The sequence below is a fragment of the Dactylosporangium sp. NPDC049525 genome (genome assembly GCF_040676755.1).
Taxonomy (GTDB): Bacteria; Actinomycetota; Actinomycetes; order Mycobacteriales; family Micromonosporaceae; genus Dactylosporangium.
Genome location: NZ_JBFAPO010000021.1, coordinates 47,947 through 66,999 on the forward strand (window position 1 = coordinate 47,947; position 19,053 = coordinate 66,999).

15 protein-coding genes are annotated in these 19,053 nt (G+C 72.1%); 6 read left to right on the forward strand and 9 right to left on the reverse strand.

Features of this window, described 5'->3' with window-relative positions; genetic code table 11:
- Positions 1-7: 7 nt before the first annotated feature.
- Genes AB0K00_RS27730 through AB0K00_RS27750 form a run of 5 tightly spaced genes read right to left on the reverse strand, consistent with a single transcriptional unit; the run spans position 8 to position 5,171 of the window.
- Complete coding sequence (locus AB0K00_RS27730) at positions 8-1,306, reverse strand: hypothetical protein (protein ID WP_363525548.1); 1,299 nt, start codon at positions 1,304-1,306, stop codon at positions 8-10.
- On the reverse strand, positions 1,281-2,036 hold the full coding sequence (locus tag AB0K00_RS27735) for a hypothetical protein (protein ID WP_363525551.1): 756 nt from the start codon (positions 2,034-2,036) through the stop codon (positions 1,281-1,283). Before AB0K00_RS27735 ends, AB0K00_RS27730 begins: the two co-directional genes overlap by 26 nt.
- Positions 2,033-3,217 carry an ATP-grasp domain-containing protein gene (locus AB0K00_RS27740; RefSeq protein WP_363525554.1) on the reverse strand — a complete coding sequence of 395 codons (1,185 nt, stop codon included), beginning with the start codon at positions 3,215-3,217 and terminating at the stop codon, positions 2,033-2,035. Before AB0K00_RS27740 ends, AB0K00_RS27735 begins: the two co-directional genes overlap by 4 nt.
- Positions 3,214-4,188, reverse strand: coding sequence for a glycosyltransferase family 2 protein (locus AB0K00_RS27745; RefSeq protein ID WP_363525557.1), 975 nt, complete (start codon positions 4,186-4,188; stop codon positions 3,214-3,216). The genes AB0K00_RS27740 and AB0K00_RS27745 overlap by 4 nt, the downstream gene beginning before the upstream one ends.
- Before the next feature lie 14 nt (positions 4,189-4,202).
- Entirely contained in the window at positions 4,203-5,171 is a 969-nt protein-coding gene (locus tag AB0K00_RS27750; RefSeq protein WP_363525559.1) for an NAD-dependent epimerase/dehydratase family protein, read from the reverse strand.
- Positions 5,172-5,670: 499 nt separating this feature from the next.
- Between AB0K00_RS27750 and AB0K00_RS27755 the strand changes: the two genes are divergently transcribed.
- The 6 genes from AB0K00_RS27755 (at position 5,671) to AB0K00_RS27780 (ending at position 14,222) form a co-directional block, all read left to right on the forward strand.
- On the forward strand, positions 5,671-6,210 hold the full coding sequence (locus AB0K00_RS27755) for a hypothetical protein (protein ID WP_363525562.1): 540 nt from the start codon (positions 5,671-5,673) through the stop codon (positions 6,208-6,210).
- A 119-nt stretch (positions 6,211-6,329) separates the two neighbouring features.
- Complete coding sequence (locus tag AB0K00_RS27760) at positions 6,330-6,914, forward strand: helix-turn-helix domain-containing protein (protein WP_363525565.1); 585 nt, start codon at positions 6,330-6,332, stop codon at positions 6,912-6,914.
- The gene (locus tag AB0K00_RS27765; RefSeq protein ID WP_363525568.1) at positions 6,911-8,146 is read left to right on the forward strand and encodes a nucleotide disphospho-sugar-binding domain-containing protein; all 1,236 of its coding nucleotides are present in this window, start codon (positions 6,911-6,913) and stop codon (positions 8,144-8,146) included. The genes AB0K00_RS27760 and AB0K00_RS27765 overlap by 4 nt, the downstream gene beginning before the upstream one ends.
- A gap of 136 nt (positions 8,147-8,282) precedes the next feature.
- Entirely contained in the window at positions 8,283-9,581 is a 1,299-nt protein-coding gene (locus tag AB0K00_RS27770; RefSeq protein WP_363525571.1) for a ThuA domain-containing protein, read from the forward strand.
- Between the two features lie 162 nt (positions 9,582-9,743).
- The gene (locus AB0K00_RS27775) at positions 9,744-11,948 is read left to right on the forward strand and encodes a cellulose binding domain-containing protein (RefSeq protein WP_363525824.1); all 2,205 of its coding nucleotides are present in this window, start codon (positions 9,744-9,746) and stop codon (positions 11,946-11,948) included.
- A gap of 96 nt (positions 11,949-12,044) precedes the next feature.
- Positions 12,045-14,222: a discoidin domain-containing protein gene (locus AB0K00_RS27780; RefSeq protein WP_363525573.1), complete on the forward strand. Its 2,178-nt coding sequence runs from the start codon at positions 12,045-12,047 to the stop codon at positions 14,220-14,222.
- Between the two features lie 42 nt (positions 14,223-14,264).
- Here the strand turns inward: AB0K00_RS27780 and AB0K00_RS27785 are convergent, their stop codons facing one another.
- The 4 genes from AB0K00_RS27785 to chvE form a co-directional block, all read right to left on the reverse strand.
- Entirely contained in the window at positions 14,265-14,891 is a 627-nt protein-coding gene (locus AB0K00_RS27785) for a maleylpyruvate isomerase N-terminal domain-containing protein (protein WP_363525576.1), read from the reverse strand.
- A 169-nt stretch (positions 14,892-15,060) separates the two neighbouring features.
- The gene (gene mmsB / locus AB0K00_RS27790) at positions 15,061-16,284 is read right to left on the reverse strand and encodes a multiple monosaccharide ABC transporter permease (protein WP_363525579.1); all 1,224 of its coding nucleotides are present in this window, start codon (positions 16,282-16,284) and stop codon (positions 15,061-15,063) included.
- Positions 16,281-17,822: a multiple monosaccharide ABC transporter ATP-binding protein gene (gene mmsA / locus AB0K00_RS27795; protein WP_363525582.1), complete on the reverse strand. Its 1,542-nt coding sequence runs from the start codon at positions 17,820-17,822 to the stop codon at positions 16,281-16,283. Before mmsA ends, mmsB begins: the two co-directional genes overlap by 4 nt.
- 2 nt (positions 17,823-17,824) lie before the next feature.
- Entirely contained in the window at positions 17,825-18,952 is a 1,128-nt protein-coding gene (chvE, locus tag AB0K00_RS27800) for a multiple monosaccharide ABC transporter substrate-binding protein (RefSeq protein ID WP_363525585.1), read from the reverse strand.
- Positions 18,953-19,053 lie beyond the last annotated feature (101 nt).

Below are 19,053 nucleotides of genomic sequence, written 5' to 3' on the forward strand. Positions count from 1 at the left end.
TCCACCATCATGTCCCCCCGTGCCGCTTCGCACCGTCCCCCGGACCCGGCGGCCGGGTCCGCCCGGGGCGACGCCACCGTCCGCCGAGGCCGAGGCCGACGTCGAGACTGAGCGCGCTCACCCCGGCCGACAGCAGCAGCGCCGCCATCGCACCGGACGATGCCGCGTGCGGCACCAGCAGCGCCGCGGCGGCCACCACCACGACGAGGCCGACGGTAGCCGATGCGGCGGTCAGCCGAGGGGACCGCCCGTCGGTGTTCTCCACCAGGTAGCCGGCGTAGGCGACCAGCGCGAAGAGCGGCGTCTCCAGGCAGGTCAGCAGCGCCAGCAGCAGCGTGCCGGGTGGGAGCAGCAGCACGAGCGGCAGGCCGGGCAGGCACAGCAGCACCGCGAAGCGCAGGATCCGCCGCGCCTTCGCCCGGCCTGCACGCCCGGCCGGTCCGCGCAGCCGCAGCGACGTCGCCGGCTGGCGCAGGCGCAGCAGGTAGGTCAGCGCCGCGGAGCAGAACCCGGACAGCGTCACCGCGATGTAGAACGGGCCGCTCTCGGTGCCGTGGCCGGCGAGGCCGAGGATGAGGTAGCACACGGCGAGGCACAGGCTCGCGAGGAGTTCGGGCAGGCCGAGCAGGGCGCACGTGCGCAGGACCAGGCCCGCCGTCCGGCGGCGGCGCGCGGGCCCGGCGACGCGGCCCGCCCGGCCGGCGAGCGACCAGCCGGCCGGTAGCCGCCACAGCAGGACCGCCGACGCGGTCAGCGCCGTCGCGGCGAGCAGGTTCAGCTGCCACAGCGGCGGCCAGGCGAAGTGGAACGTCAGCGCGGACAGGGTCAGCAGCACGCCGGTCACCGCGGCGAAGGTGACCGCGTCGGTGCGAAGGTACCCACGGACCCGGTGCAGGCCCACGGCGACCTGGAGCAGGCCGAGCGCCGCGCACCACAGCAGCGCCGCGGCGAGCACCCGCCCACGGTCCAGGACGGCGGCGGCGGCGAACGCGACGGCGGCGGCGACCACCGGTGCCGCGGCCAGCCGCAGCACGACCCGGGCGATGCCTCCGCCGAGGCGGCGGGTGCGGGGCACCAGCTTGAGGGCCGCCTTCTCCCCGCTGGAGGCGACGAACACCGTCCACATCGACATGCCGACCGCGCCGGCGTATTCGGCGAACCGGGCCGCGCCCCACGGCACGGCGAGCACCAGCGGCGCGAGCTGGATGGTCGCGCGGAACGCCCCGCGGCCGGCGAACAGCATCAGCATCAGCCGGCCACCGGGCGCGACGGTGCGGGGCTCAGCCTCCGGCGCGAGCAGCGTCATGACCGGCCGACGATGGCCCCGCCGCGGCGCCTGGGCCCGGCCCCGGGTCCAGGTCCAGGTCCGGGTCCGGGTCTGGGTCCGGGTCTGGGTCCCGCCCTGGCGTGCGACCCGGGCCCGGCGCGGCCCGGCCCGATGTGGCGGCGCGACGGGATCGGGACGGCCAGCACAGCACCGCCAGGGCGAGCGCCAGGTGCGCGGCGATGAACAGGTATGCCTCGGTGCGGCTGGCGACGTGCCCGAGACGGACCGTCACGTGGTCGGCCCAGTCCCAGCGCTGCGGCACCGGCTGCCCGCGCCACAGCCAGAACGACAGGTCCTCCAGCCCGGACAGCATGACGAGGATGCTCGCGTAGCTGATCCGGCGCACCGTCGCCGCGGGCGAGCCGCCGAGCCGCTGGTGCAGCGCGAACGCCAGGATGAGCAGCGGCGCGAGGACCCGCACCAGGGCGTAGAACCCGTCGAAGTCCTCGGCGATGACCCGGTCGAACATGCGCGGGACGAAGCCGCAGAACACCGCCGTGAACGTGAGGACCCCGATCACCTCCGGCAGCCGCCAGCGGCGCAGCCACACCGGGTCCAGCGCGGCGATCGTCTCGGCGGCGAGAACGAACGGCACCAGGTACGCCAGGAACAGCCCCAACGAGTCCAGCTGTTTGCCGCCGGGGGCGGTCGCGACCAGCAGCACGCCGGACACGAGGGTGGCCAGGACGAGGGCGAAGAAGCGTTTCACGGGCGCACCTCGAAGCGCACGGTCGACAGCAGCCGGTCGGCCGCCCGGCGCAGCTGCGCCGGGGTGTCCGCGGTCAGCAGGGCGTAGCCGAGCTTGCTGGTCAGGTCGATGGTGGAGGTGACTGCGCGGCCGGGCTCCGCGAGCAGGACGATCCGCAGCACCTCGGGCCACCCGCGGGCCTCCTCGACGCCGTGGACGGCGGTGAGCACGCCGGTGTCGGCGGCGTTGAGCAGCTGCACCATCACCGGGTGCGGCACGATCCGCTCCGGGACCAGCGGCAGCGGCGCACCGACCGCGACGCTGATCGACGCCTCGATCGGGTCGACGCCGTAGCAGTGCCGGGCGAGCTCGCCGAGGGGGTCGCCGCCGGTACGGGCGCCCATCTCGATGAGGCGGGGCCGGCCGCCGGTGTCCACGACGAGGTCGAGGTTGAGCGGGCCGCGGCGGTAGCCGAGCCGGGCGCAGAGCGCGTCGACGGCGGCCACGATCTCGTCGTGGACACCGTCAGGGACGGCGGCGGGCAGCAGGTGCGCGGTCGTCGTCGCCTGCGGTGGCGGGGTGAGGTGCCGCTCGGTGAGGGCCATGAACACGACCCGACCGTCGTCGATGACGCACTCACAGCCGCAGTGCTGGCCCCGTACCTCCTCCTCGATGACGATCCCGGCGCTGTAGGAGTGCAGCAGCGCCGCGGCGATCGCCGCGTCCACTGTGGACTCGTCGGGGCAGCGGGTCACGCCTCGACTGCTCTGCGCGTCGACGGGCTTGACGACGAGCGGGAACTCCAGGCCGGCGCCGCGCCAGTCGGTGCCTTCGATCCAGCGGTACCCGGGCAGCGCGAGCTCGTCGCAGACCGCGCGGAAGCGCCGCTTGTCCACCGACGCCTCGACGGTCTGCTCGGTCAGCCCGCACGGCAACCCGAACCGTTCGGTGAGCGCGAGCTGCGTCGGCAGCGCGATGTCGCTGCTGGGGGCGAGGATCCCGGCGATGTCGGAGCGGCCGCGCAGGATCTCGGTCAGCGCGGGCACGTCGCGGGTGCTGACGGGCAGCAGCTCGTCGGCGAGGGCGACCGCCGGGGCGGTGTCGCGCAGGTCGACGGCGACGGTGCGGTAGCCCAGCGCCCGGGCGGTGCGGTAGGTGGCCATCGCGCCGTCGGCGGCGCCGAGGATGAGCAGGCTCTTCATGCGGCGTCCTCACGCTGGGCGGGAATGAACGGCGCCGGGCGGGCACCGGGGAACAGCTCGTCGGCGGGGTCCACCGGGATCGACGCCTCGCGGATGTAGAACATGGCGGGGCGCGGCTGCGCGTCGGCGATCAGCACCGTGTAACGCAGCATGACCGCCGCCCCGGCGAGGGCGACGCACTGCGCCAGGAGCCCGCCGCCGATCGCGGCCGGGACGGCGAGCCAGCCGGCGAACGCGGCGACGGCCAGGCCGGCGGTCACCGGCGCGGCGAGCAGGAGCACGAACGCGACCGCGTGCACGGCGCGGCGGGAGAAGGCGACGTAGAGCTCCAGCGCGTGGCCGATGAGCCGGCCGAGCCGGAACTTCGACGTGCCGCGGGTGCGCGGCCGGTGCTCGACCGGCACGGTGGCGATCCTCGAGGTGAGCAGCGGCACGGTGGCCAGGAAGTACGGCGTGCCGAGGCGCAGCTCGACGACCCGCCGGGCGAGCTCGGTGCGCAGCACCCGGAACGTGGTCGCGCCCGGTGGGATCCGGATGCGCAGCCGGCGGCCGAGCCAGTGGTAGCCGGCCGCGCCCCACCGGCGGTGCCACGGGTCGTGGCGGGTGCGCCGCACCCCGAACACGGCGTCGTAGCCTTCCAGTGCCCGCTCGATCAGGTGGTGCACCTCGGCGGGCGGGAACTGCAGGTCCGCGTCGAGGTGCACGAGCCAGGGCTTCCGGGCGTACTTGTAGCCGGCCGAGAACGCGGCCTCGAACCCGAAGTTGCGGCTGAACGACAGGTACTGCACGCGGGGGTCGGTGGCGGCGAGCCGCTGGATCTCGGCGAGGGTGCCGTCGGCGCTGCCGTCGTCGACGAAGAGGATCTCCAGGTCGTAGGCGCCGAGCGCGGCCACGATCTCGGCGTGGGTCTGCGCGACGCTGTCCGCCTCGTCGTAGCAGGGCACGACGGCGGTGAGGCCAAACGGGTGCATGGTTCGGCGGTGCCTCAGCGGGCGGCGAGCGCGAGCGGCTCGGGCGCGGTCCAGTGCTCGCCCCGGGTGGCGATGAACCAGTCGACGGTGCGCTCCAGGCCGGTCTCCAGGGACACGAGGTCGGCGGGATCGATGCCGACGTCGCGCAGCGTCTCGGCGTCGGCGCTGACCACGGCGCCGGGCTGCTCGCCGGGGCGCATCGGCAGGTCCACGATCTCCGCCCGCGGGTAACCCTTGCGCTCGACCTGGTCGATGACGATCTCGGCGACGCGGCGGATCGTGGTCGACGCGACCGGGCCGCACTCCACCACGTGGTCCAGCACGGTCCCGGCCTCGGCGGCCTCGAACGCGGACACGAGCGCCCTGGCGACGTCACCGACCCACACCATGTCGGAGATCTGGTGGCCGCCGCCGTAGAGCTCGACCGGCATCCCGCACAGCGCCCGGCAGACCACCGCCGGGGTGATCTTGCGGACCTTGCCCGGCCCGAACGGCGCGGCGGCGAGCTGGCGCGGCCCGTAGGCGTTGACGGCGCGCACGACGTTGACCCGGCTGCCACGGTCGGCGTTGAACATCGACACGAAGCGCTCGACGGCGGTCTTGGAGATGGAGTAGCTGTTGTTCATCCAGTGGTTCCCGACGCCGATGTAGACGCCCGGCAGCTGGTACTGGGTGACGGCCTCGAGGAAGTTGAGCCCGCCGACCAGGTTCGTCTCGGCGGCCGGGCGCGGGTTGAGGATGGTCTCCTGGGTGCCCAGCACGGCGGCGAGGTGGATGATGCCGTCGCAGTGGGCGGCCAGCTCGACCATGGCGGTCGCGTCACGGATGTCACCGAGCATCACCTCACGCCCGGGTGCCGCGTGCGGCCCGCGGCGGCCGTGCGCGTGGTGATCGAACACCAACGCCTCATGCCCCCTGGCCTCGATCTCTTCACAGACATACCGACCGATGAACCCGTTCCCCCCGGTCACGCCGATCTTCATGAGTTGTTTCCTATTCACTCGATAGGGCGGATCCTCGCCCACAGCCGGTTTTCGACATTCCTTTCCACGGGGCGGTGTCCCGGGTCAGAGATGCCGTTGAGCAGCACAAACAGGAAGAAGACATTGATCTTTCTACGGAAAGATCTCACCCTCATACGCCGGTCGCAATCTACCGTCCATGCGCCGGTGATCACAGTCCGAGCGCAAAAATTTATTGACTCTGTCGTATGTGAGGCATCGTTTTGCCGACGTTGTCCGCCATCCGCCGGAATTTACGCGAAGCGATGCGGTTTGAGCCCTGCCGCTGGACGCCGTTGGACAACCGGCGGCGGCCCGGGGGCACCCGATCGGACGTCGCCGGTGCCGGCGCCCGGCTGCCACGCTGCTGAGAAGCCTGGCAAAACCCTGGCAAACGCTCCGACCGGCGGGCAGCCGGTCGACGTTGACCCCGTCGGGCCGAACGGCGGCCCGGGAGCACGGCACCACGGATGGAGCACACGTGACCTCGATCAGCGGCATCAGCGGCATCTCCGGCTCGTTCGCCACTTCCCAGACGGCGCTGCGGCCCCCGCCGCCGCCGAAGGACGGCAAGGACCCGATGGCGGCGGTCTCCAAGGCGCTCGGCCTGTCCGGCGACGAGCTGAAGAGCAAGCTGGGCAGCGGCCAGAGCCTGACGGAGGTCGCCGAGCAGCAGGGCGTCTCGCACGAGGACCTGATCGCCGCGATCAAGGCGGGCAAGCCCGCCGACGCCTCCGCCGTCGGGTCGGCCGCCGAGGAGGAGAGCGATGCGACCGCCGAACGGATCGCGGCGCAGAAGGGCCGGCCCGGCCCACCGCCCGGCGACCCCCGCGGCGGCGCCGCCGGCCTGTCGGACGAGTCGAAACTGCACCAGCTCAGCACCCTGCTGGAGACCGACAGCGAGTCGCTGCGCGGCAGCAGCGCGACCGACGTCGTCAAGCGCATGCAGGACAAGGGCATCGACCTGTCCCAGCTCAAGTCGGTCCTCAACAGCGGCGACCTGGTCGACTACGCCGCCTGAGGACGGGGGGCACCTGCCAGTGCTGGTGAACGACGAAGCCGACGACGCGGCTGACGGCTCGGGCCGTCCGTCGGGAAGCCGACGGACGGCCCGCCGCATTTCGCGGTAACGTCCATACCGTGAATACGTCACCCCGGCCGTACCGGCAGCGCGCCCGCGCCGAATCCTCCTCCGGCAACACGGAGCGGATCCTCACCGCGGCGCTCGAGCTGTTCGTGGAGCGGCCGTTCGAGCAGGTGACCCTCGCCGCCGTCGCCGAGCGGGCCGCGGTCGGCCTGCAGACGGTGATCCGCCGGGTCGGCACCAAGGACGGCCTGGTCGAGGCGGTCGGCGCGTGGATCGCCCCGCAGGTCGCCGCGGACCTCGGCGAGCCGCCCGGCCCCGATCCCGCGCTCGTCGCCGCCGCCTTCCGCCGGCACTACAGCCGCTGGGCACCCATGCTGGAGCGCACCCTCACGCAGGAGGACAGCTCTCCCGCGTTGCAGGCCTCCGCGGAAGGCGGGCGGGTCGCGCACCGCGCCTGGCTCGCCGCCGCGTTCCCGCACCTACGCGGGCATCCCGTCACCTTCGGCCGGCTCGTCGGCGTCACCGGCGTCGAGCTCTGGCTGGTCCTCACGAAGCACGAGGGTCTCAGCGTCGAGGACGCCGAGGCCACCGTCGCGCTGCTCATCCGATCCGTCATCGAAGAAGGAAAATCATCGTGAACAGATATCTGGTGTACACGCCCCCGGCCGCCGGCCACGTCTTCCCGCTCGTGCCCGGCCTGCTGCGGCTTCGCGAGCGCGGCCACGCCGTGCACGTCCGGACCGGCCCCGACCTGGTCGAGCGGCTGCGGGCCGCGGGGCTGGACGCCGAGCCCGTCGACGAGCGGATCACCGCGTCCGTGCGCCGGCCGGGCGGCCCCGATGGCGTCGACGGCATGGGCGACCTGCTCGCCCGCGGCGCCTGGGAGGCCGAGGACCTGCGCCGAGCGGTTGCGGACGTCGCGCCGACCGCGCTGCTGGTGGACACCAACACCTACGGCGCGGCGACCGCCGCACAGACGACCGGGCTGCCCTGGGCGATCACGGTGCCCTCGATCCTCGCGATGCGGGGCAGGGGCATCCCGCCTTACGGCATCGGCCTCGCGCCGAGGACCGGCCCGCTCGGCGCGCTCCGCGACGCGATCCTGTGGAAGGCCGTCGAGCGGGCCTTCGCCAAGGGCATGCTGCCGGGCCTCAACGCGCTGCGGACCACCGCCGGGCTGCCGGCGCTGGACAGCCCACTGGGCTACTACCGGCTGCCCGACCGGCTGATCGTGCTCACCGGCGCGCCGCTGGAATATCCGCGCACCGACCTGCCGGCGCACGTACGGATGGTCGGCGGGCAGGTGTGGGACCCGCCCGCGCCGACGCCGGACTGGCTGCTGGAGCCCGGCGACCCGTGGGTGCTCGTCACCTGCTCCACCCACTACCAGGGCGACGAGGACCTCGCCGCGCAGGCCGTGGAGGCCTTGCGGGACAGGCCGGTGCGGGTCCTGGTGACGCTCGCCGACGCGTACGCCTCCCACCGGCTGCCGGCCGCCGGCAACGTGCGGGTGGAACGGTTCGTCCCGCACGGGCCGGTGCTGGCGCGAGCCGCGGCGGTGGTGTGCCCGTCGGGCATGGGCATCGTCACGAAGGCCGTTGCGGCCGGGGTGCCGGTCGTCGCCGTGCCGTGGGGGCGGGACCAGCCGGAGGTCGCGCGGCGGGTCCAGCAGGCGGGCACCGGCGTGATCCTGCCGGCGAAGCGGCTCACCCCCGCGCGGCTGGCCGCCGCGGTCGACACCGCCCTCGGGCTGCGGGACCGGGCCCGCGCGGTGGCCGCCGGCATCGACCCGGCCCAGGCCGCCGAGCGGTTCGCCGACGCGGCCGAGGAGATCGCCGTACAGCGGCCTCAGCCTGCGCCGACGGCTTAATTGGAGACTTACTTTAACTATTAGGGTTCTTTACCTTGTGGCGGCGTCATCGATAGCTGATGATGCGAGGGGAGCGGATCCGCCCGTCCCCTCCCACCCGCCTACCGAAGGACCCCTCGTGCTCAAGAAGCTCCCCTTGAGCGCGCGACGCCTCGTGCTCGCCGCGCTCGCCGTGCTGACCGCGCTGGGGGTGGGCCTGGTCATCAGGCCCGCCCTTGCCGCCACTCCGTTCAAGGTGCTCGCCTTCTACAACGGCACCTGGGACGCGGCGCACATCGACTTCGACAAGGAAGCCAGGGACTGGTTCCCGGCGCAGGCCGCGCAGAACGGCTTCACCTGGGAGGCGACCACCGACTGGAGCCGGCTCAACACCGGCAACCTGGCCCAGTACAAGGTCATCATGTTCCTGGACGACGCCCCGCCGTCGGGGCAGCGGGCCGCGTTCCAGCAGTACATGAACAACGGCGGCGCCTGGATGGGCTTCCACGTCAGCGCGTTCACCACCGACCCCAACTCGTGGAGCTGGTACTACAACACGTTCCTGGGCTCCGGCGCGTTCCAGACCAACACGTGGGGCCCGACCCGCGTGACGCTGAAGGTCGAGGACCGTAACCACCCGTCCACGCTGCGGCTGCCGGCGACGTTCCGCTCGGCGGTCAGCGAGTGGTACTCGTGGAGCAACGACCTGCGGCAGAACCCGAACATCGACATCCTCGCCTCGGTCGACCCGAGCAGCTTCCCGGTCGGCACCGACCCGAACCAGTCGTGGTACAGCGGCTACTACCCGATCCTGTGGACGAACCGCAACTACAAGATGCTGTACGCGAACTTCGGCCACAACGGCATGAACTACTCCACCAACACCCGCACGTCGTCCACGTTCGAGAGCGCCGACCAGAACCGGTGGCTGATCGACGGCATCCTGTGGCTGGCCGGGCAGAGCACCACCCCGCCGACGTCGCAGCCGCCCTCGTCGCCGCCGCCGAGCAGCGGGCCGATCTCGCCGACCGCGTGGTACACCGTGATCAACAAGAACTCCTCGAAGTGCGTGGACGCGCGGGCCGCCGGCACCGGCAACGGCACGCCGATCCAGCAGTACACGTGCAACGCCTCCAACGCGCAGCAGTACCAGTTCCAGCCGACCAGCGGCGGATTCGTGCGGATCAACAACCGCGGCAACAGCGCCCAGGCCCTCGACATCACCAACGTGTCGAGCGCCGACAACGCACCGATCCAGACCTGGACCTACGGTGGCGGCACCAACCAGCAGTGGCAGCCGGTGTCCGAGGGCGGCGGCTGGTATCACTTCGTCAGCCGCCTGAGCGGCAAGTGCCTCGACGTGCCGGCCGCCTCCACCGCCAACAGCGTGCAGCTGGTCCAGTACACCTGCAACGGCACGGCGGCGCAGTCCTTCCGCGTGGCGCAGCAAGCGTGAAACTTTCGGTGTCCGCGGGCCACCCACCGCATTGACGCCGAAGGATGCATTGCCCGACCTGGGGCCCGGGGCTACGGTCTCGCCGTCCCGGGTCGGGCAATTGTGACAATGTGACACCTGCCCGACCGCCTTTCGCACAGCGAGGAGCGGATCGTGCGCTACATCCACCATCGGCGGCGGGTCGTCGCCGCCATCGCGACCGGGGCCGCCGTCGTCGCCGTCGCCGCGGTCGGCGTGACGGTCGCATCGGCGGCCGCGTCCGGCTGTCGCGTCGCGTACACCGTGACCAACAGCTGGCAGGGCGGCTTCGGCGCCAACGTCGACGTGACGAACCTCGGCGACCCCATCAACGGCTGGGCCCTCACCTGGGCGTTCCCGGCCGGGCAGACCGTCACCCAGGCGTGGAACGCGACCGTCACCACCAGCGGCGGCCAGACCCGGGCCACGGACGCCGGCTACAACGCCCCGATCGGCACCGGCGCCACGGTGTCGTTCGGGTTCAACGCATCGTGGAGCGGCAGCAACCCGGCGCCCACGTCCTTCGCGCTCAACGGCGTCACGTGTACCGGCGCCGCCTCGTCCTCGTCTCCGCCGACCTCTCCCACGCCCTCCGCCTCCACGTCCACCCCGCCTCCTCCGGCGGGCAACGCCAAGCAGATGGAGGACCTCGACCGCGGGCTCATCTCGGTGCGCTCCGGCAGCGGCAACCTCGTCTCCTGGCGGCTGCTCGGCACCGAGGCCCTGGCGACGGCGTTCAACCTGTACCGCGGCAGCACCCGCGTCGCGACGGTCACCACCGGCACGAACTATCTGGATTCCGGCGCCGCCGCCGACGCGTCCTACACCGTGCGGGCCGTCGTGGGCGGCGTGGAGCAGGCCGCGTCCGGGGCGTCGCTGCGCTTCACCGGCGGCGGGTATCTGGACGTGCCGATCTCCTCGCCCGGCTCGGGGTACACCGCCAACGACGCCTCGGTCGGTGACCTGGACGGCGACGGCCGCTACGAGATCGTCCTGAAATGGGATCCCGCCGACGCCAAGGACAATTCGCAGTCAGGTGTCACCGGCGTGGTGTACGTGGACGCCTACCGCCTCGACGGCACCCGGCTGTGGCGGATCAACCTGGGCCGCAACATCCGTGCCGGCGCGCACTACACGCAGTTCCAGGTGTACGACTACGACGGCGACGGCCGCGCCGAGGTCGCCATGAAGACCGCGGACGCCACGGTCGACGGCACGGGTCGCGTCATCGGCAGCGCGTCGGCCGACTACCGCAACAGCTCCGGCTACGTGCTCACCGGCCCGGAGTACCTCACCATGTTCAACGGCCTCACCGGCGCGGCGATGTCCACAGTGGACTACGTGCCGCCGCGTGGCACGGTGTCGTCGTGGGGCGACAGCTACGGCAACCGGGTCGACCGGTTCCTGGCCGGCACCGCGTACCTCGACGGCCAGCGCCCGAGCCTCGTCATGGCCCGCGGGTACTACACCCGGTCGGTCATCGTCGCCTGGGACTTCCGCAACGGGGCGCTGACCCGGCGGTGGACGTTCGACAGCAACAGCTCCGGCAACAGCGCCTACGCCGGGCAGGGCAACCATCAGCTCTCCGTCGCCGACGTCGACGCCGACGGCCGCGACGAGATCGTGTACGGCGCGATGGCCGTCGACGACAACGGCGCCCGCCTCTGGAACACCGGCAACGGCCACGGCGACGCCATGCACGTCGGCGACCTCGACCCGTCCCGCCCCGGCCTGGAGGAGTTCAAGGTCGACGAGGACGGCAGCAAGCCGTCGTCGTGGATGGCCGACGCCCGCACCGGGCAGGTCCTGTGGAGCACCCCCGCCAACGGCGACAACGGCCGCGGCGTGTCCGGTGACATCTGGGCCGGCAGCGCCGGTGCCGAGTCGTGGTCCGCGGCCGCCGACGGCGTGCGCAACCCCAAGGGGACGGTCGTGTCCTCCCGCAAGCCCGGGTCGACGAACTTCCTCGCCTGGTGGGACGGCGACACCACCCGGGAACTGCTGGACGGCACCCACGTCGACAAGTACGGCACCGCCGGCGACACCCGCCTGCTGACCGCCTCCGGCGTGCACTCCAACAACGGCACCAAGTCCACGCCGTCGCTGTCCGGCGACATCCTCGGCGACTGGCGCGAGGAGGTCATCTGGCCGACGACGGACAACACCGCGCTGCGCATCTACAGCACGCCCGACCCGACGTCGACGCGGCTGTTCACGCTGATGCACGACCCGCAGTACCGGTGCGCGATCGCCTGGCAGAACACCGCCTACAACCAGCCGCCGCATCCGTCGTACTTCATCGGCAGCGGCATGGCGACCCCGCCCGCACCGGTGATTTACGTCCGCTAGGTCCCCTTATGCCGGGTCTTTGCGGACTCGGAACTGTCATTCGGGGGCGGTAGGTTGTTGCGCATGACGTCGGCGCGCTCTGGTTTCACCCGCAGGGTGGATCGCTGTCTGCTCGCCGGCGACGTGCCGACCCTGCCCGTGGTGCCCGACGGATGGCTGGCCGTGCTGGTCGCCCCCGACCTCGAGGTGACCGCCGACGACCTCGCCGAGCCGGTGCGGTCCGGGCTCGGCGGCGACAGCGTCCTGCTGCTCGCCGCCGGCCCGCTCGGCGCGGCCCTGGCCGGTGCCCTCAACCGGCCCGTGGTCGCGCCCGACGGCCCGGTCATCCAGACCCCCGGCGGCATCCTCGTCACCACCGACATCGCCGGCGGCTGGTGGCGGCACCACCCGGACCGCGCGGCCGAGCCGCTCGGCCCGCGCTGGCCCGCCCCCGACTGGCAGGAGCTGGTGCCGCCGGCGACCCGGTGGCCCGCCGAGGTCATCGCCCAGCCCGTCCCCGCCGGGTGGCTGCTGTCCCCTGGTCCGGTCGGCGCCGCGGCCTCCTATGACGGCGTCGAGTTCGCCGTCGCCGTCGACCCCGAGCGGCCCCGGCTGCTGCTCGACCCCACCCTCACCGGCGACCAGCTCGCCGTCGCGATGGCGGCCCTGCCGACCCGGGTGCGCCGCGTCGTGGACCTCGTCCCGCTCGGCGCCGGCCAGGGCGCGGGCCGGCCGGCGGCGGCCGCCGCGGCCCGCCGGCTCGGCGAGCCGGTCCACCTGGTCAACGGGGTGCCGCTGCACCCGCCCGCCGGGCCGATCACGGTGTTCGCCCTCGACGCGCACCGCCGGCCGGTCTGGTCCGAGCCGGCCTGGCTGCTGCGCCTCACCCCCGACGGGGCCGAGGAGGTCGTCGCGTCCTCGCCGCCGCACGCGTCGCTGCGGGCCATCGGCCCCGCCACCTATGGGATGGACATGGGCTGGCAGGTGCGGCTGAGCGGGGGCGGCATCCACGCGTTCCCCGGCCCTCCCCCGCCACCGGCGAAGGGCCGCGCGTCGCTGCCCGACCCGCTCGACGGGGGCCGGTCGCTGTCGTTCACGGTGACGATGCCGGGTGCGCTCGTCCCCGACCCGGCCGACGCACCGGCCGCCGCCGGCGACACGGGCAGTGCCGGCGGCGCGGACGTTGCGGTCGGCGCCGGCACCGGTGGCGACAGGCGAGCGGGCGGTGCCGGCGGGGGCACGGTGCCGGGACCGCAGGAGCGCGCCGGTGTCTACCGGGTCGTCGTCGGCACCGCCGGCGAGGTCATCGACGACCTGGTGTGGCCGCCGCTGTCGGCGATGTTCACCGCGCTGCTGACCGACCTCCCCGCCGCCGTCGACCTGGTCGTCGAGGGCAAGTCGTCCGCGTGGGGCGAGGCCGCCGAGCGGGAGCTCGCCGAGCGGCACCCCGGCAGCGGCGTGATCAGCGGCCAGGCCCGCGACTTCCAGCGCTGCGACCTGCTGGCCATGCCGCCTGCTCCGGCGCCCCCGGAGCCGCCCGCCGCGGCCCGCCACGCCCGCAACGGGCTGGCGCTGCTCGCCGCCGCTGCCGTGGTCGTCCTGCTGCTCGCCGTCGCCGGGGCGGTCGCGTTCTGGCCGCGCGGCGGCGACGGCACCAGCCTCGCCGGCGGCGCCGAGCCGCAGACCGCGACGGTCCCCGGCGCCGGCACCGTCCCCGGCAGCCTGGGACCGTCGGCGTCGGCGGCGAGCGGCAGCGCGTCGCCGAAGCCCAGCACCTCGGCCTCCGCCCGCCCGAGCGCCTCAGGCCAGGCGTCGGCATCGACCAGCCCGGGCGCCCCGTCGACGGTGGCCAGCACCCCGCCGCTGCCGCTGGACACCACCACCGACGTCGCGCTCGGCCGCCCGACGTCGGAGAGCAGCCACACCGAGGTGTATGGCGCCGGCCGCGTCACCGACGGCGACCCGATGAGCTACTGGGAGAGCCGCAACAACGCCCTGCCGCAGTGGGTCCAGGTCGACCTCGGCGCCCCGGTCCCGGTCCGCCGCGTCGTGCTGCGCCTGCCCCCGTCCGGGGCCTGGCCCGCCAGGACGCAGAACGTCACGGTCCAGGGCAGCGCCGACGGCGCCACCTTCACCAGCCTCACGAGTGCGTCCTGCCGCTTCGACGCCGGCAACGGCCAGCGCGCCACTCTCAGCATCAGCTCCGGCCAGCACCGTTACATCCGCATCGTCGTCTCCTCGAACACGGTCCAGCCGGCCGGCCAGCTGTCCTCGGTCGAGGTGTACCGCGGCTGACCCGTCCCGGAAGAACACGACCGGACGTGGCGCCGCCCGGAATCAGAGGGCGGCGATCGAGTCGGGGGCGCGTTCGCGGCGGGCGAGGGCGCGCACCACGGGCAGCGGCCCGTGCCGCCAGACCGCGAGCCGGGCGAGCAGCTGGACCGTCGCCTCGGCCGCGGCGGCGGACGGTTCCGGCGCCGGCACGCCCAGGCTGACCGCGAGGTCGTCGGTGTGCACGACCAGTTCGAGCACCCTGGTCAGCAGGAAGTCGTCGACGAGCAGCGCCCACCGGCCGAGGTCGACGACGCGTTCGGCGTGCTGCGCCGGCACCATGGTGCGCAGCTCGGCCAGGGCCGCGTCGACCTCGGCGGCGAGGCCGGCGGGGGTGGTCTGCGCGGCGGCGGTCTCGCTGCGCTCCAGGATGGCGGCGTTGTCGGCACTGTCCACGCCGGAGTTCACCCAGCCGGCGCCGGTGAAGTGGTCCAGCACCGGGATCGCGGACGTGCCGGGCGGCGCGGCCAGGGACGTGACCGTGCGGGTGACCTGGTTGGCGAGATGACGGGCCAGCCCGCCGACGGAGAAGCCGGGCAGCGCGCTCGGCGCGGACCAGCGCTCGTCCACGGCGGGCTCCCGCAGCAGTGCGGCGGCGCGCTCCGCGGACTCCAGGAATGCGGGTCGGATCATCGATCGACCCTAAGCGGCGCGGGCCGTCGCCGCGACCCCGGTCGATGCCGGCAGCAGCCGACAGGAGCCGGTGTGAGCGGTGTGGAGCCCGGGCGCCGCCAGCATTCCCCGGGCTCCACCCTTCCGCCGGTTCGCGTCCCGCCCAGGCCACGTACCGGACATCTGACACTCAGCGTGAGCGGCCGGCGCGGCGCTTCGCCCAGACGTCGAAGGCAACCGCGGCCAGCAGGACCAGACCCTTGACCAGCATGACGCGTTCGGTGGGTGAGCCGATGAGCGACATGCCGTTGTTGATGACGGCCATGATGAGGCCGCCGGTGATGGCGCCGACGACCTTGCCGACGCCGCCCTGCACCGCGGCGCCGCCGATGAACGCGGCGGCGATCGCGTCGAGCTCGAAGGCGTTGCCGGCGGTGGGGCCGGCCTGGTTGAGGCGGCCGGCGAAGATGATGCCGGCGACCGAGGCGAGCACGCCCATGTTGACGAAGATCCAGAAGGTGACCTGCTTGACCTTGACCCCGGACAGGCCCGCGGCCTGCAGGTTGCCGCCGACGGCGTAGATGTGCCGGCCGAAGACGGTGCGCTGCGACAGCAGGGTGTAGGCGAGGACGAGCGCGGCGAGCAGGACCAGGACCCAGGGCAGGTTCTTGAAGCGGGCCAGCTGGACGATGATGAACATGAGCACGAGCGACGCGCCGGCGATCTTCAGGCTGAACACGACCGGTGTGTCGACGGCCTGGCCGTAGCCGATGCGGGCGCGGCGGGCCCGCCACTGCACGACGACGATGCCGGCGACCGCGGCGAGGCCGACGAGCAGGGTGAAGAGGTCGGCGCCGCCGAGGACGCCGAGGCCGATGTTGTTGAGGAAGCCGGGGGTGAAGCCGTTGGCGAGGGTCCGCACGTCGTCGGGGAACGGGCCGATGCCCTGGTTGCTCAGGACGGTCATGGTGAGGGCCCGGAAGACCAGCATGCCGGCCAGGGTGACGATGAAGGCGGGGATGCCGAAGTACGCCACCCAGAACCCCTGCCACGCCCCGATCAGCGCCCCCACGACGAGGGTTGCCAGGATGGCGAGGGGCCACGGCACGTCGAGGTTGACCATGAGCACGGCGGAGACGGCACCGGTGACGGCGACGACGGACCCGGCGGACAGGTCGATGTGCCCGGCGATGATGATCAGGATCATGCCGATGGCGAGGATCAGGATGTAGGAGTTCTGCACGACGATGTTCGAGATGTTCTGCGGCTCCAGCAGCGAGCCGGACGTCAGGATCTCGAACAGGATCACGATCGCGGCGAACGCGATGTAGATGCCGCTCTGGCGCAGGTTGACCGAGAACCGGGTCGGCGCCGCGACCACGGGATCGGTCTCGACCTCCACGATCGTCGTCATGAGAACTCCTTAGCTGAACGAGCCGTCATGAGCTGCATGAGCCGCTCGGGGGTCGCGTCGGTGCGGGACAGCTGTCCGGTGACCCGGCCCGCCGACAGGGCGTAGATACGGTCGCAGATGCCGAGCAGTTCCGGCAGCTCGGAGGAGATGACGAGGATCGCCTTGCCCTCGTCGGCGAGCCGGTTGATGATCGTGTAGATCTCGTACTTGGCGCCGATGTCGATGCCGCGGGTGGGCTCGTCGAGGATCAGCACGTCAGGGTTCGTGAAGATCCATTTGGCGAGGACGACCTTCTGCTGGTTGCCGCCGCTGAGCGTGCCGGTGACCGAGCCGACGCCGGGTGCCTTGATGTTCAGGCTGTGCCGGTACTCCTCGGCGACCTGGAACTCGCGGTTGTCGTCGACCCAGCCGCCCCGGGCGATCCGCGACAGCGCGGCGCCGGAGACGTTGCGCTGGATGTCCTCGATGAGGTTCAGGCCGTAGCGTTTGCGGTCCTCGGTGGCGTACGCGATGCCGTGGCGGATCGCGTCGCCGACGGTGCGCAGCTCCACCGGGACGCCGTCCTTGTACACCTGGCCGGTGATGTCGATGCCGTAGCTGCGGCCGAAGACGCTCATCGCCAGCTCGGTGCGCCCGGCGCCCATGAGCCCGGCCAGCCCGACGATCTCGCCGCGGCGCACGGACAGGTTCGCCCGGTCGACGACGACCCGGCCGTGCTGGGTGGGGCTGCGCACGGTCCAGTCCTCGATCCGCAGCGCCTCAGCGCCGATCGAGGACTCGTGCGGCGGGAACCGGTGCTCGAGGTCCCGGCCCACCATCCCGGAGATGATCCGGTCCTCGGACACGTCCTTGCCCCGCATGTCGAGGGTCTCGATGGTGCGCCCGTCGCGCAGGATCGTGGTGGTGTCGGCGACCGCCTCGATCTCGTTGAGCTTGTGCGAGATGATCACGCAGGTGATGCCCCGCGACCGGAACTCCAGCAGCAGGTCGAGCAGGTGCCGGGAGTCCGACTCGTTGAGCGCCGCGGTCGGCTCGTCGAGGATCAGCAGCGACACCTCCTTCGACAGCGCCTTGGCGATCTCGACCAGCTGCTGCTTGCCGACGCCGAGGTCCATCGCGGGGGTGACCGGGTTGTCCCGCAGGCCGACCCGGCGCAGGAGCGCGCCGGCGTCGGCGTTGGTGCGGTTCCAGTCGATCAGGCCGCGGTGGACCCGCTCGTTGCCGAGGAAGATGTTCTCCGCGATCGACAGGTGCGGGATGAGCGCCAGCTCCTGGTGGATGATGACGATGCCGCGCCGCTCGCTGTCGCGGATCCCGCCGAAGTGGCAGGGCTCCCCGTCGAACTCGATCTCACCGGTGTAGGAGCCGTGCGGGTAGACCCCGGACAGCACCTTCATGAGGGTCGACTTCCCGGCGCCGTTCTCCCCGCAGATCGCGTGGATCTCCCCGCGGCGGACCTCGAGGTTCACATCCTGCAGCGCGGCAACGCCGGGAAAGGTCTTGGTGATGCCGCGCATCCGCAGAATTACGTCGTTCATGATTACTTGAGGTCGCTCTCGGTGTAGTAGCCCGAGTCGATGAGGACCGTCTTGTAGTTGGACTTGTAGACGATCACCGGGTCGAGCAGGTACGACGGGACGACCTTCACGCCGTTGTTGTAGTCCTTGGTGTTGTTGGTCTCCGGCTTGCCGCCCTTGAGCACCGCGTCGGCCATCTTGACGGTGACGTCGGCGAGCTTGCGGGTGTCCTTGTAGATCGTCGCGTACTGCTCACCGGCGATGATCGACTTGACCGACGCCTTCTCCGCGTCCTGCCCGGTGACGATCGGGTACGGCTGGCCCGCCGTGCCGTAGCCGCTGCTCTTCAGCGCGGACAGGATGCCGATCGACAGGCCGTCGTAGGGCGACAGGACACCCTGGACCTTGGTGCCGCCGACGTACGTCTTGGTGATGATGTCCTCCATGCGCTTCTGCGCCGTGGCGGGGTCCCACCGCAGGATCGCGACCGTCTTGAAGTCGGTCTGGGTGGACTTCACGACCAGCGTGCCCTTGTCGATGTACGGCTTGAGCGTGTCCATCGCGCCGTTGAAGAAGAAGGTGGCGTTGTTGTCGTCCGGTGACCCGGCGAACAGCTCGATGTTGAACGGGCCGGTGGCGGTGCCGTCGGTGCCGTCCTCCTTCTTCAGGCCGAGGCCGACCAGCAGCGACGTGGCCTGCTGCACGCCGACCTTGTAGTTGTCGAAGGTCGCGTAGTAGTCCACGTTCGGCGAGTTGCGGATCAGCCGGTCGTAGGCGATGACCGGGATCTTCTTGTCCGCCGCCTGCTGCAGCTGCGTGGTGATCGCGGTGCCGTCGATCGAGGCGACGATGAGCACCTTCGCGCCCTTGGTGATCTGGTTCTCGATCTGGTTCACCTGCGTCGGGATGTCGTTCTCCGCGTACTGCAAGTCGACCTTGTAGCCGAGCTTCTCGAGGGCCGCCTTGACGTTGTTGCCGTCGGCGATCCACCGCTCGGAGGACTTCGTCGGCATGGTCACGCCGATGAGGCTGCCGGCGCCCGCGGACGCTCCGGCCTCCTTGTCGGCGGTCTTCTCGGCCGACCCGCACGCGGTGACGCTCAACGCCACGGCGAGGCCGAGGCCGACGGCCAGTGCTCTGGGGAACTTCATGGGGGTGTCCTCCACCTGTAGCGCAGGGTGCAGCGACCGTGACTGCTCGTGTGAGCGGTATCAACGGCACTGGCAGAAATCTGTGGGTGTCTTGGTCATGT

Coding starts and splice junctions, on each gene's coding strand:
- AB0K00_RS27730 (WP_363525548.1), bottom strand. CDS start 1,306: ATGACGCTGCTCGCGCCGGAGGCTGAGCCCCGCACCGTCGCGCCCGGT.
- AB0K00_RS27740 (WP_363525554.1), bottom strand. CDS start 3,217: ATGAAGAGCCTGCTCATCCTCGGCGCCGCCGACGGCGCGATGGCCACC.
- AB0K00_RS27745 (WP_363525557.1), bottom strand. CDS start 4,188: ATGCACCCGTTTGGCCTCACCGCCGTCGTGCCCTGCTACGACGAGGCG.
- AB0K00_RS27750 (WP_363525559.1), bottom strand. CDS start 5,171: ATGAAGATCGGCGTGACCGGGGGGAACGGGTTCATCGGTCGGTATGTC.
- AB0K00_RS27785 (WP_363525576.1), bottom strand. CDS start 14,891: ATGATCCGACCCGCATTCCTGGAGTCCGCGGAGCGCGCCGCCGCACTG.
- mmsB (WP_363525579.1), bottom strand. CDS start 16,284: ATGACGACGATCGTGGAGGTCGAGACCGATCCCGTGGTCGCGGCGCCG.
- mmsA (WP_363525582.1), bottom strand. CDS start 17,822: ATGAACGACGTAATTCTGCGGATGCGCGGCATCACCAAGACCTTTCCC.
- chvE (WP_363525585.1), bottom strand. CDS start 18,952: ATGAAGTTCCCCAGAGCACTGGCCGTCGGCCTCGGCCTCGCCGTGGCG.